Origin of the sequence: Marseilla massiliensis (assembly GCF_023336985.1) — a bacterium.
In the GTDB taxonomy this organism is placed as follows: Bacteria; Bacteroidota; Bacteroidia; order Bacteroidales; family Bacteroidaceae; genus Prevotella; species Prevotella intestinigallinarum.
In genome coordinates, this window is the sequence record NZ_JAMBLP010000011.1 from 1 (window position 1) to 13,968 (window position 13,968).

Below are 13,968 nucleotides of genomic sequence, written 5' to 3' on the forward strand. Positions count from 1 at the left end.
GAAAAACGACAACACCCCCACTTTTTCGGGATTCTGTATTTTATGTAAGGCACAATGAGACTTGCGAAAGGTATACAACATTTGTGAAATGGATGCGAACAAGGGGAATGACAGTGCTGTCCGAACAGTATGAGATGTGGATGCGAACCCGCAAGAAGCTATGCAGTAACTCGCCATTGGAATCGCCAACTGCCGGACGCATCACCACAGCAAGCTGCCTGCCAACAGATTCCATTGTGCCCACCACTGTCCAATGGACCGCAATAAAAGCCAACAGTCGACAATGCCCGTGCCCTGGCCTACATGGCGGGCGGCATCGTCAACGCCACAATCATACCACTTCTGCAACGTAGCAAGAGCCGTCTGCTCGCCAGCCCTGGGCTGCCTGTCGGTGGCATTAAACCTGCAGCGGCCACAAACCTACATATCCAACCACCCTAACAAGGCAACAGGCACCACCAGACGGCGCACGCCTTAACCTAAGTAGCCCATTGCCGTCAAGCTATTTTCACCTTGTCTCCGTGCGGACAGCCCCTCCCTCCTTGCCAAAGGCATTGCCTGGCAATGGCGGCCATGGCCACTCGACACACATGCCGCAACACCGCTGCAAGCCCCACGCCATCATGATGGCAACACAAATCAAACATTGCGCCTACGCTCAATCTCACGGTTAATCTCGTCGATACGCTCGTCGGTGAGTTCGTAACGCGATATTATCATCAGGGCGACAACGAGCAAAGCCGCCAGTATGACAGCCACAAGCCACAGGATGCCCTGTTCAGCCAGCGGCGACTGTACGCTCTCGCTGCCCTTGTCGAAGCCCACAAAGGCCAGCACCATGCCCACAATGGCAACGGAAAGAAAGATGCTGAACATGGCCCGCTTGCCAACCTTCCGCTTGATGGCCGGAACCATTGGCATGAATATGAATGCAGGCACAGACCCCAGAGCCATGAAGTTGGCCACCTGCCCGGCGTCGGCATGTATGTTATATATCATGTAGTAAGAGCCTGCCGAGTTGCCCACGGCCATCATGGCAAACGCCGTCACGAAGAAGAAGGCCAGTATGCGCAGCGGCCTGTTGCGGAAGAACTCCGTCCAGAGGTCACTGAGCCTCACGTCGGCAGTCTCGTCGTCGCCCATCACCACACGCTCCCGCGTCTGGCTGAAACAGAAGAGCATAAGCGCCAGACCTGCCACAGCGTAAATAGTCATTGTCGTCAGCCATGCGTCCGACGAGGCCGCGGTGTTCATCTTCCCGTCGGGCGACAGCTTGGCCAAGAGCACCGGGATACCATAGGCCACGGCCAGTCCGCCGGTGTTTGCCAGCAACATCCTAACCGATGTGAGTATGGTTATCTCGTTGGTGTCACGAGTGAGCGAGGCATTCAGGGCTCCGTAAGGCACGTTTATCAGAGTGTATAGCATCGACAGCCCCACGTAAGTGACATAGGCATACAGCAGCGAACCGCTGTATCCGTTCCAGAAGCACATGATGGCGAAGCCCGACAGCGGCACTCCGGCAAAGAGCAGGTATGAGCGGTACTTGCCGAAGCGCGGCGAGTGCTTGTCGACAAATGTTCCCACTAAAGGGTCCCACACGAGGTCGACCACCCTCACTACGAGAAACATGAACGCCGCTGCCGACGGGTCAAGGCCGTAGACATTGGTGTAGTATATCAGCAAATACATGGAAATGGTCTGGTACACCAGGTTCTGTGCCAGGTCTCCTGCGCCAAACCCTATCCTCGTAAGCCAGCCCAGGCGGCAAAAGCCCTTGGCTTCATTCAAAGAAACAACAACGCTCATGGCTCGGCCTTTGTTTGTTCGTCAATGATAAACTGCGCCGCCATCCGCCCCATGGCCTCATACCCTTCGGCGTTAGGGTGCAGCCAGTCGCTTTGCCACTGCCTCCTGAGCTTTGCGGGGCATTCGCTGTCGCGCATCAGCATGTCGAAGTCGATAACCCCGTCAAAGGCCCCGCCAGTCCTTATCCACCTGTTGACGGTCTGCCTGGCGGCCTCCCTGAAGAAGCCCGCGTCGTAGAAACTGTTGCCAAACGGCGTTATTGTAGCCCCATACACCTTTATTCCGCGTTTGTGCGCCTTGTCCACAAACAGCTTGTAGGCCTCTATCAGCTCTCCTGCCCTGCGTTCACAGTTGCCTTGTGCTCCGCCTATGTCGTTGATGCCCTCAAATACGACTACCGCCTCAAGCCCGTTTTGCCCCAGTATGTCGGTGTCAAAGCGGTTCAGTGCCGTTGGGCCGAGCCCCCCGGCCACCACACAGTTGCCGCCAATGCCAAGGTTAAGCACCCCGATCCCGGAGGTCAGCGCGTTGCCGGCCAGTGCCTCGGCCATCCGGTCGGGCCACCTGTTCTGCCTGTCGGTGTCGCTGCCTCGCCCGTCGGTTATCGAGTTGCCCAGTATGGCAATGCTTTTCTTGCCGTCGGCCCTCACCTCCACAGCTGCGATGTTGAGCCACCGCTCCAAGCGCAATGCCCCGTTGAAAGAGCGCCGGGGCCTGCCCTCACCCTTAACGACATACGACGTGGTACGCGAGCCCCTGTGCCCCGTGGCCTTGGCCGACACCGCCCCATAGCTGATGGTTATGGCCAGCAGCTGCAACGGCTTGAGGCCGTAGGCCAGGGCGTCGCTCGTCACGGTCTTGCCTGGTTCTATAGTTACGGCCTTCCTCCCGCCGAAATACAGGCTGCGGGCCGTCTTCCTGTCAACGTCCGACGAGTCGCGCGTGTCGGCCACCCATACCGAGCGAATCTCTATTGGTTTCTCACTGAACTCGTTCGACAGCCTCAACCTTATCTCCCGGCCCCCCGTCGACACCTTAACCACTTGCCTTATGGAGCTGTTGGCCAAGTCCAGATTGTCCGGCAGGTCGTTTTTCCCCACCGGCTCTATAGCTGTGGCCCACGTTCCTGCCCACTTGCCGTCGGCGGCATGCGCCATCATGGCAAGAAGCAACAGCATGACAGATACATAATGTCTCATTCTTGTTTTTTTGTTTGGTTTACATCGCGAAGTTAATCACTAATTCCGCATGAGGCTTGCAAGCGTGTTCCGTATTGTTTGCTATTTGTTTCATGCCGCAAAATAAAAGCCGTTTCATGGCCTCACTGTCCTTAAGTATTGCTAATTTCGCGGAGAAACGAATAACATACCTAAAATTAGAAATGATAAAAAGACAATCTTTCATCAGGCAAATGGCCGTGTCGGCCCTGCTATTCGTGGTGTCGGCCATGGCCGGCGCCCCCCGGTTCGTGAGTTTCACGGGCGGCGGCCTGCTGCTTAACGACGGCCGCGTAACCATCGACCTTGACCCTGCCGACCTCAAGGGCGTGTCGATAGCCGCCCGCAACCTGGCCACCGACATCGGCAAGGTGTGCGGCGCCGAGGCCACGATGGGCCGGCATGCCGACGCCAAGATCGTTGTCGGCACCATAGGCCACTCTGCAGGCATCGACCGCCTGGCCAGCCTCGGTGTGATAAACGCCAAAGACCTGAAGGGCAAGTGCGAGAAATACATCATAACCACCACCGGCAACCAGGTGGCCATTGCCGGCTCCGACCGCCGCGGCACCATCTACGGCATATACGAGCTGTCGAGGCAGATTGGCGTCTCGCCGTGGTATTGGTGGGCTGACGTGCCTGTCGAGCACCACGAGCGAATTTATATAAAAGGTGGCACATACACCGACGGTGAGCCGGCCGTGCGTTACCGCGGCATATTCCTCAACGACGAGGCCCCCTGCCTCACCTCGTGGGTGAAGAACACCTACGGCACCGACTATGGCGGCCACGACTTCTACGCCCGTGTGTTCGAGCTGCTGCTGCGCCTCAAGGCCAACTTCATGTGGCCGGCGATGTGGGGATGGAGCTTCTATGCCGACGACCCGCTCAACAGCAAGACTGCCAACGAGATGGGCATCATCATGGGCACGTCGCACCACGAGCCCATGGCGCGCAACCACCAGGAATGGGCACGCCACCGCAAGCAGTACGGGGCGTGGAACTATGAGACCAACCAGAAGGTCATCGACGACTTCTTCCGCCTCGGTGTTGAGCGCGCCAAAGACGCCGAAGACCTGATAACCATCGGCATGCGTGGCGACGGCGACGAGCCCATGGGCGGCGAAGACCGCAACGACAGCGAGTACAAGACCAAAGACGAGCGCAACATAGCCCTGCTGCGCAAGATTTTCAAGAACCAAAGGGCCATCATTGCCGAAGCCACCGGCCGCCCTGCCAAGGAGAGGCCACAGGTCTGGGCCGTCTACAAGGAGGTGCAGAGATACATGGCGAAGGGACTGAAGGCGCCCGACGACGCCATAGTGCTGCTGTGCGACGACAACTGGGGCGACGTGACCCGCCTGCCCAACGCCAGCGAGCGCAAGCGCAAAGGCGGATGGGGCATGTATTACCATGTAGACTATGTGGGAGCGCCCCGCAACTCAAAGTTCCTCAACGCCACGCCAATACAGAACATGTGGGAGCAGCTGCACCTCACCTACGAATATGGTGTCGACAAGCTGTGGGTACTGAACGTGGGCGACCTCAAGCCAATGGAGTATCCCATCGACATGTTCCTGAGCATGGCATGGAACCCGCGCCGCTTCAACGCCGGCAACCTGCTCGACCACACGCGCGAGTTCTGCGCCCAGCAGTTTGGCGAGGCCCACGCCGACGAGGCAGCGCGGCTGCTCAACCTGTGCTGCAAGCTCAACGGCCGCTCTACGGCAGAGATGCTCGATGCCGGCACCTACAACCTCGACAAGGGCGAGTGGGACGAAGTGGTGGCCGAATACACCGAGCTTGAGGCCGAGGCACTGGAGCTGTACACCAGGCTCCGCCCCGACCAGCACGACGCTTACCGCGAACTGATTCTCTTTCCCATCCAGGCCATGGCCAACCTCCACCGCATGTATCGCGCCCAGGCCATGAACAACAGGCTCTACGAGGCCGGCAACCCCGACGCCAACGTATGGGCCGACCGCTGCGAGCGCTTCTTCAGGCGCGACTCGGCTCTCTGCGCACAATACAACAACGAGCTGGCCGGAGGCAAATGGCGTGGCATGATGATACAGAAGCACATAGGTTCCACATCGTGGAACGACGATTTCCCCCACGACATCATGCCACGGGTATACCGTATGGCTGCCGGCGGGCAGGGCGGCTACGTGTTCGAGGGCTCCGATGGCGTGGTGAGCATCGAGGCCGAGCACTATTTCTGCAAGCGCGACGCAAAAGAGGCATGCTGGACAAACATACCCCACATGGGCCGCACCCTGGGCGCCATGGCCCTCATGCCCTACACCAAGCCTACCGACGGGGCCGAATTGACATACAAGTTCGGCGGCATTGGCGGCGTGAAGACAGTGAAGGTGCACGTCGTTGTCAAGTCAACGCTCGACTTCCAGGTCAAGGGCGGCATGACATACGAGGTGAGCCTCGACGGCGGCGATGCCGTAAGCGTCAACTTCAACAGCCGGCTCAACGAGAACCCCGAAAACGTCCACTCGGTTTATTACCCCACCGTGGCGCGCAGGGTGGTCGAAAGCACCGTCACGCTGCCCGTGGGCCCCGACAGCCTCCACACCCTCACACTGAGGCCAAAAGACCCGGGCATCGTGTTTGAAAAGGTGGTGGTCGACGCCGGAGGCTACGTTCCGCAGTTCCTCTTCGGCAAGGAGTCGGGCAAGAGGGTGGCCGCAGGCCGCCGATAAACAAGCCACAATCGGATTGCAGGCACATTTAAATAGTTGATTATACTTTGTTTCTTCGGTATGGGCGCATCGCAATTAACGCGCCCATACCATTTCAACCAACCGTCGGCATGCCTGCATCTGTAACGAATATTCGTGGCACTACAACACCTCGCCCACCATCGTAACGCCCGTTAGCGGCCACCCTCAGCGGCCGGCCCTGAGCCACAGGCTTACAATACGGCCCTTTCGGCCGGCCCGAACGGCCCGTATCGACAGCCGGAACGGCTCGTTTCACGTCATCATACGGCCCGTTTCATGCAGCGCCACCTTGCCCACTGACTACCATAACAGTTTCAACCTTGGCGAAGAGGTAATATGGGAGCCAGCGAGTTGCGCCGTGAGCGAGCCGTAGAGCTGGCTTTCGAGGGTCACCGTTTCGTTGACCTGCGACGGTGGATGCTGCTAACCGAACGGCCGTACACGCTGAAAAAGGCCGTATTCTTCGACCGCGACCCCAAGGGCGTAGACTATGACAACCCGCAAGACGCTCATGTATTGAACATCAGGGAGGAAATTCTTTTCGAGCGCAAGTACCAAGACAGGCACTACTGGCTACCGTTCTTACGCGACGACGTGATGATGTACGAGAGCTTTGGCCAGAACCCCGGCTGGAACTGACGGCGGGCCAATACAAATTAAAGCACAGCTTTACGATACGCAAACGATAGGTTTATGTAACAAGGGTGCCGCAGAAGCGGCATCCTGAACCAGAAAACAGTAACAATGAAACGAAAAGACTTATATATCAGAGCCATGATTTCGATTATGACGGCGGGCTGCCTTACCGAGGCCATGGCGAGGGAAGTGACAGACAGCGTGGGTGTCAGCAATGGCGAAACGGTAAACGTGGCGTTCGGGCAGGCCGACAAGCGTGACCTGATGGGAGCCGTGTCGACAGTGAACGTGGCCGAACTGTTGGAGAAAGACTACCACACCGGCGCGACCGACGACCTCAACGCCATCATAGGCGGTTACTCCGGCACCATATGGGGACAATGGCCCCTTATCATCATTGACGGCATTCCACGCAACGTAACCGATGTCAATGCCACCATGGTCGAGACGGTGACCGTGCTAAAGGGCGCAAGCGCGGTGGCCCTCTACGGCAGCCGTGGGGCCAAGGGGGCGATTATCATCACAACAAAGCGTGGAAAGGTGTCGCGAATGCACATCGACGTACGTGCCAACGTTGGCCTGAAAGTGCCCAAGGCATTCCCCAAGTACCTTGACGCTGCCAGCTACATGGCCCTATACAACGAGGCGTGCCGCAACGACGGAATAAACGAGCGGTATGATGCCACCACCATCTACCAGACCGCACGCCACTCAAACCCTTACCGTTATCCAGACCTCGACCTATACAGCTCTGACTACCTGCGCAAGTTCACCACCACGGCCGACGCCACAGGCGAGGTTTACGGAGGTTCGAAAAGCACCCAGTATTACGTCAACTTCGGCATGAACTATGCCAACGAACTTGTAAAGCTGGGCGAGGCCGACAAGAACAACACAAAGAACTTCTATGTGCGCACCAACGTTGACATGCGCATAACCGACTGGCTCAAAGCGCAAGTCAATGTCGCCGTGAACGTGCAAGACCGCTACTGGGGCCGAGACGACTTCTGGAACACAGCCTCTACGCTGCGGCCCAACTGGTTCGCGCCACTGCTGCCCATCGACCAGATGGATCAGAACAACTCTGCCATACGCGACATCATCAGCACGAGCAGCCACATAATTGACGGCAAGTATCTCTTGGGAGGCACCTCCACCGACCTGAGCAACAACCTGGCCACAACCATGGCTGCGGGCTACGTGAAGTACCGCACACGCAACTTCATGTTCGACGTCAACATCGGGGCCGACCTGAGCATGCTTCTCAAGGGCCTGTCGTTCAAGACAGTGTTCGGAGTTGACTACGAGAACTATTATTCCGAGGCATACAAAGTGGACTATGCCGTGTACGAACCCACGTGGTCTAACGTCAACGGCCGTGACATGATAACATCACTTAAGAAGTATAACGAAGACACGGCATCGTCAAACGAGTACCTTGGTGACAGCAAATACAGGCAGACCATCACCTTCAGTGCCCAATTCGACTACAACCGAACGTTCAACGACTCGCACAACGTGTCGGCCACCCTGCTTGGTTGGGGCTACCAGACACAACAGTCAACCGACGCCAACCACGGCAGTTCCGAATACCACCGCACAAGCAATGTAAACCTGGGCCTGCGTGCAGCATATAACTATCAGCACCGTTACTACTTCGACTTCACCGGTGCCATGGTACACTCGGCAAAGTTGCCCGAGGGCAACCGCAATGCGCTGTCTCCCACGGTGGCGCTGGGATGGCGCGTAAGCCAGGAGAAATGGTTTGCCGAAAACGTGGCGTTTGTCGACGACCTGAAGCTAACGGCCTCATTCGCCAACCTGCACGAAGACTTGGACATAAACAACTACTACCTCTACCAGGGATACTACGACACCAAAGGAGGGTGGTATCAATGGCACGACAGCTCGGCAGGCGGCTACACGGCCAGCCAGAAACTTGGCAGCAACCCCAACCTCACATTCGTCACACGCAAGGAAATGCGCTTCGGACTGGAGGCTTCACTCTTCGACAGGCTGCTGACCATTGACGCCAACTATTTCCGCTACGTGATGGACGGCGGCCTGGCCACCGGCAACAATACGGTTTATCCCTCATGGTTCAGTTACAGCAACGTCAACTTCCTGCCCAATATCAATTTCAACAAAGACAGATACTCGGGCTTCGACTTCACTGTCAACCTTCACAAAAAAGTGGGCCAGGTGGATGCCAGCCTGGGGTTGGCAGGCATGTACTGCACAGCCGAGGCTACAAAACGTGACGAGGTTTACAGCGACAAGTACCAGTACCGTGTTGGCAACCCGCTCAACTCTCAGTGGGGATATGTCTGCGAGGGCTTTTTCGACAGCCAGGCCGACATAGCAGCCCACGCACAGCAGACCTTCGGCTCTGTCAAGCCTGGCGACCTGAAATACAAAGACGTCAATGGCGACAACGTGGTCGACTCCCGCGATCAGGTGAACCTCGGCCGTGGCACGAGCCCTTTCACGTATGGCATCAACCTCACCTTGAAGTGGAAAGACTTCACGCTGTTTGTTGCCGGGACAGGCCAGACAGGAGCAAAAGGCTTCAAGAACTCCGACTATTACTGGGTTAGAGGGTCACGCAAATACTCTGAGGTGGTGATGGGCCGGTGGACAGAAGACACCAAGGCCACTGCCACATTCCCGCGCCTGAGCACCACCGACAACAGCAACAACTTCCGCAACTCCACGTTCTGGCTGTACTCAACAGACCGCTTCGACCTCAACAAGGTTCAGATCACCTACGACCTGGGCAAGAGCATGTTCAAGCCGGGCATGCTTGTCAAGGGGCTCATCGTATATGTCAGCGGCGAGAGCCTGCTCACCATTGCCAAGGAGCGCAAGCACATGGAGCGCAACATTGGTGGCGCACCCTACACCCGCAACTTCAGCATCGGCTTAAAAGCACAATTCTAACAACCGGAAACTATGAAGAAAAATATCATCATGCTGGTAACGGGCATCGTTATGCTGTCGGGATGCGACGACCTGTTCTCACCAGCCATAGACAATTTCAAAGACCAAGAACAGGTAAACTCCAGCTCTGAGTATGCCCAGGGCATGCTGCTCAACTGCTATAGAATAATACCGGGCTACTATAGCGACACCGACTACGCCACCGACGATGCCGTGACCAACCAGAAGGGCAACCCATACCTAAACATGGCAACAGGCAACTGGACGGCCGCCGACAACCCTGTGAACTTCTGGAACCAGGGCTACAACACCATAAACGTGCTCAACAGGTTTATTGCCAACATAGACAACGTAAAGTGGGCCGACGACGAAGAGCCGGCCCGGTTGTTCAGAATGCGCGTAACGGGTGAGGCTTATGGTCTCAGGGCCCTGTTCTACTACTATCTGCTGAGAAACCACGCCGGCATCACTGACGACGGACAGCTCATGGGCGTGCCTTTGTTTACCACGTTCCTAAGCTCTGACGCCAACTTCAACATGCCTCGCGCCACATTCTCGGAGTGCGTAAGGCAGATTATCTCCGACCTCGACTCAGCCGAGGCCAAACTGCCCGAGGAGTATGAGAACATAAACAGCGACAGCGACATACCCGCCAAATACCTGGGAATAACCAAGCGGAAGGAAGTATACAACAGGGTGATGGGGCAATACGCCCGCCAGTTGTTCAACGGCATCATTGCCAAGGCCATACGCTCCAGGGTTACGCTGCTGGCCGCAAGCCCAGCCTTCAAGGGCGACCAGCAAGCCTGGGGAACTGCCGCCGACGCTGCAGCTGCAGTCATCGACCATGTCGGCGGGGTTGACGGCTTGGCCGCAAATGGCGTAACTTACTATTGCAACACCACCGAAATCGACGCCCTGAAGGAGGGTGTCAACCCCAAGGAGATACTTTGGCGCGAGAATATACAGACCGCCGACGACTCGCAGGAGCAGAACAACTATCCGCCGTCATGGTTTGGCAAGGGCATGATGAACCCCACGCAAAACCTTGTCGACGCTTTCCCAATGGCCAACGGCTATCCCATCAGCAACCCGAAGAGCGGATACAACGCCGAAGACCCATACTCAGGCCGCGACCCGAGGCTGTCTAAGTACATCTTCTACAACGGCAGCAAGGGCACAGCCGACGATGGCACAGGCACGTCGCACGACGTTGCCATCCTCACCGGCTCGCTCTCCGGCACCGACGACGGCATCAACGTGAAGGAAACGTCAACCCGGACGGGCTACTACATGAAGAAACGCCTGCGCATGGACGTCAACTGCAACCCTTCGTCAAACATGAAAAAGCCTCATTACATACCACGTGTGAGATACACCGAGATGTTCCTCAACTACGCCGAGGCAGCCAACGAGGCCTACGGGCCAACCGGTCGAGGCGGGCATGAATACTCGGCATACGACGTGATAAAGGCCATACGCAAGCGAGCTGGCTTGGCCAAAGGTCAAGAAGACGCCTATCTCGAGGAGTGTAAGGACGACAAAGACAAGATGCGCCAGCTCATACGCAACGAGAGGCGACTGGAACTGTGCTTCGAGAGCTTCCGCTTCTGGGATCTCAGGCGTTGGAACTCCACGCTGACCGAGACTGCCCGGGGCATGGATGCCAACGCCGGGGCATACCATCCGTTTGATGTCGAGCAACGTGCGTTTGCCGACTACATGACGTTCTGCCCCATACCATATTCCGAGATACTGAAATATGACGCACTGAAGCAAAACAAAGGCTGGAAATAACACTTAACACAACAATCAATGATACACTACAGACATACACTATTGGCGGCATTGGCCGCGATGGCACTGACGGCCTGCGACAACGGCAACCCTGTGTTCGACGACTTCGATTACCAGACGGCATACTTCGCCCACCAGGTTGTGGGTCGCACTGTGACCTTAGGCAACAACGACGAGGTCGACGTGACTCTCGACAACCAGCACAAGGTGCAGATACAAGCCACCATGGGCGGGGCCTACAGCAACCCAAACAATATTATAATAAAGGTGAGCGTCGACGACAGACTCTGCGATGGACTCTTCTTTGACGCCTCGACTGGCGGCAACAAGGTGCTGCCCATGCCAAGAGAATACTATACCCTGGCTTCCGACAAGATAAGCATACCTGCCGGGAAGCCGCGAGGTGGGGTCGACGTGCAGCTCACCGACGCCTTCTTCAACGACCCCAAAGCCCTGGAATTCAACTATGTCATACCTCTGGTCATGACCGATGCGATGGGAGTAGACTCTATACTGAGAGGCAAGCCTCTGGTCGACAATCCCGACCGCATGGTTGGCGGCAACTGGAGCGTGCAGCCCCGCGACTACGTGCTCTACGCCATCAGGTATGTAAACCCATACCAAGGCTCGTACCTGCGCCGTGGCACAGACGCCATAACCAAAGCCGACGGCACCAAAGCCACCGCCGTGCGCCACGCGCAATACGTTGAAAACGACGAGGTTGTGTTCACCTCGACCATGGGTCTGAACAAGACCATGCTACCCATAACCGTAAAGAAAGACGACGGCAACGCCGTTACGTTCAACCTCACGCTTACGTTCAGTGCCGACGGCACATGCTCAGTGACATCTGACAATGCCGATTACGAAATATCGGGCAACGGAAAGTTCGTAAGCAAAGGCGAGAAACACAGTATGGGAGGAAAGGACAGAGACGGACTGTACCTCGACTACAAAGTGAGACTGAAAAACCACGGCAACCTGGAGTATGCCACCAAAGACACCCTTGTGCTTAGAAGCAGAGAGGTGAAGATGCTATACCCCACCGTGACAAAGAAGTAGAATAAAAGTTATTTGACATGAACTCTTTAGGCAAACTTGCGATATTGGCCTTGGCTATAGACTTGACGTCGTGCGCCGACGACGGGCCTTTCAACTCGGGCATGGCGTTCAACCGCCCCGACGAGGTCGCCATGGCCGACTACCTCAACAGCTATGGCGTGCTGAAAAGCTACGTCGACCGCTCGCGACACCCCGCCTTAAAGCTCGGGATAGGCCTGCCGGCAAATGACCTGACCGAAGGCACTGGCCTCAACAGTCTCGTTATCACCAACGCCGACGAGGCAGTGACAACAAGCGGCTTGGGCCATAAGGACATCATCGGCAACGACGGCACAGTCGGCGCGTATGCCGTGACCGATCTCGTGGCCGCGGCCAAGGATGCCGGCACAGGCATATTCGGCCATGCCCTGTGCGGCCACGACATCAACAACACGGCGTACCTATATTCGGCCATAGCACCGATACCTGGCACTGAGCACCCGGGCACTGCCATGTTCTTCGACTTCGAGGCACAACCGCTTGGGTCGGCCTTCCGACTGTCAGGCAACTCGGGCACGGCAACGGTGGTCGACGACCCTGTGGGCAAGAACGGACATGTGCTCCACATCAAGGATGCGGCCTACGACTCTTACCCTGTGTTTGACATCAGCCTGCCCGAGGGGGTTACATTGGGCGACTGCAAGACTCTCGTGCTCGACATGAAAGCTCCCGGCTCAGGAGGACTTTACGGACAGGGAATGAGAATGCGAGTGGGTGTAGGCGGAGATTACTCGCCATACAACTCGCCCTACGGCTTCGGATGCCAAGGCGACGCATGGGGCAAGGAACTGATTCGCCTCGACTTCGCAGCCCTCAACCTTTCGGCCGAACAGATGAAGCTCTCATCTTTCGAACTGGCTGTAGGGTCGAAGACGGGCAAGGCCGACTACTACATTGACAACATCTACATCGACTGGTCGGTGGGCGAGCCTCCCTATTACTATACGGCCGAGGAGAAACGCGACACTCTGACCAAGGCGCTCGACGCCTATCTTGCAGGAGTGATGAAGGCCGCCGGTGGCTACATCAGGTCATGGGACGTTTTGGATGAACCCATGTCTGACGACGGGCGTTACATGCTTAGGTCGGCCAACAATGACAACAAGGCCGACAAAGACACCTTGACCAACGTCTACTGGGCCGACTACCTGGAGGATAACTATGCCCGCATGGTGGTGGCCAGCGCCCGCAAGTACTACAAAGACAACGGCGGCGAGGGCGAGCTGACTCTATTCGTAAGCGAAAGCAACCTTGAGAAGAACGGGACTGAGAAGCTCGACCGCCTTGTCAGGATGATAGCCAAGTGGGAGGCCGACGGCGTAACAAAAGTCGACGGCATCGGGGCCAAGCTCCACCTTGCCTGCTCGCTGTCGGCCGAGAAACAGAAGCAGAATGAGGCCGACATATCGGCACTACTGACAAAGCTGAAAGACACGGGCCGGATGATACGCATCGCCGAACTCGACATCCGCCTTGAAGACGAGCACGGACAGCAGATAGAAGCCGGGGCCATCACTTTCGAGCAAAGGCTTAAGGTGGCCGACTACTACAACTATGTGGTCAGGAAATACCTTGAGACAATTCCCGGGCCGCAACAGTATGGCATAGCTCTGTCAAATGTCACCGACAACGCCAGAGGACTGTGGAATGGGCTTCACATGCGCAACGCCTCATACATGGGCGTGGCCGACGCCTTGGCCGGAAAAGGTGTTACCGACAACTCTATACAATGA

General features: G+C 56.8%; 7 protein-coding genes and 1 pseudogene. 6 read left to right on the plus strand and 2 right to left on the minus strand.

Going from position 1 to position 13,968, the window contains the following annotated elements:
* Positions 1 to 639: 639 nt before the first annotated feature.
* Positions 640 to 1,809 (minus strand): MFS transporter, encoded by a 1,170-nt coding sequence (locus tag M3089_RS08920; protein ID WP_249083476.1) that lies wholly within the window; start codon positions 1,807 to 1,809, stop codon positions 640 to 642.
* Positions 1,806 to 3,008, minus strand: coding sequence for an SGNH/GDSL hydrolase family protein (locus M3089_RS08925; RefSeq protein WP_249083478.1), 1,203 nt, complete (start codon positions 3,006 to 3,008; stop codon positions 1,806 to 1,808). Before M3089_RS08925 ends, M3089_RS08920 begins: the two co-directional genes overlap by 4 nt.
* A gap of 182 nt (positions 3,009 to 3,190) precedes the next feature.
* Between M3089_RS08925 and M3089_RS08930 the strand changes: the two genes are divergently transcribed.
* The 6 genes and pseudogenes from M3089_RS08930 (at position 3,191) to M3089_RS08955 (ending at position 13,968) form a co-directional block, all read left to right on the plus strand.
* Positions 3,191 to 5,740: a glycosyl hydrolase 115 family protein gene (locus M3089_RS08930; RefSeq protein ID WP_394802273.1), complete on the plus strand. Its 2,550-nt coding sequence runs from the start codon at positions 3,191 to 3,193 to the stop codon at positions 5,738 to 5,740.
* Positions 5,741 to 6,109: 369 nt separating this feature from the next.
* A pseudogene (locus M3089_RS08935) lies at positions 6,110 to 6,400 on the plus strand (RagB/SusD family nutrient uptake outer membrane protein); the annotation flags it as partial.
* Between the two features lie 105 nt (positions 6,401 to 6,505).
* The gene (locus tag M3089_RS08940) at positions 6,506 to 9,337 is read left to right on the plus strand and encodes a SusC/RagA family TonB-linked outer membrane protein (RefSeq protein ID WP_249083480.1); all 2,832 of its coding nucleotides are present in this window, start codon (positions 6,506 to 6,508) and stop codon (positions 9,335 to 9,337) included.
* Positions 9,338 to 9,349: 12 nt separating this feature from the next.
* A complete protein-coding gene (locus M3089_RS08945) occupies positions 9,350 to 11,134 on the plus strand; it encodes a RagB/SusD family nutrient uptake outer membrane protein (protein WP_249083482.1) in 1,785 nt (594 codons plus the stop codon).
* An 18-nt stretch (positions 11,135 to 11,152) separates the two neighbouring features.
* Entirely contained in the window at positions 11,153 to 12,196 is a 1,044-nt protein-coding gene (locus M3089_RS08950; RefSeq protein WP_249083483.1) for a DUF5627 domain-containing protein, read from the plus strand.
* A gap of 17 nt (positions 12,197 to 12,213) precedes the next feature.
* Positions 12,214 to 13,968 (plus strand): endo-1,4-beta-xylanase, encoded by a 1,755-nt coding sequence (locus M3089_RS08955; protein WP_249083485.1) that lies wholly within the window; start codon positions 12,214 to 12,216, stop codon positions 13,966 to 13,968.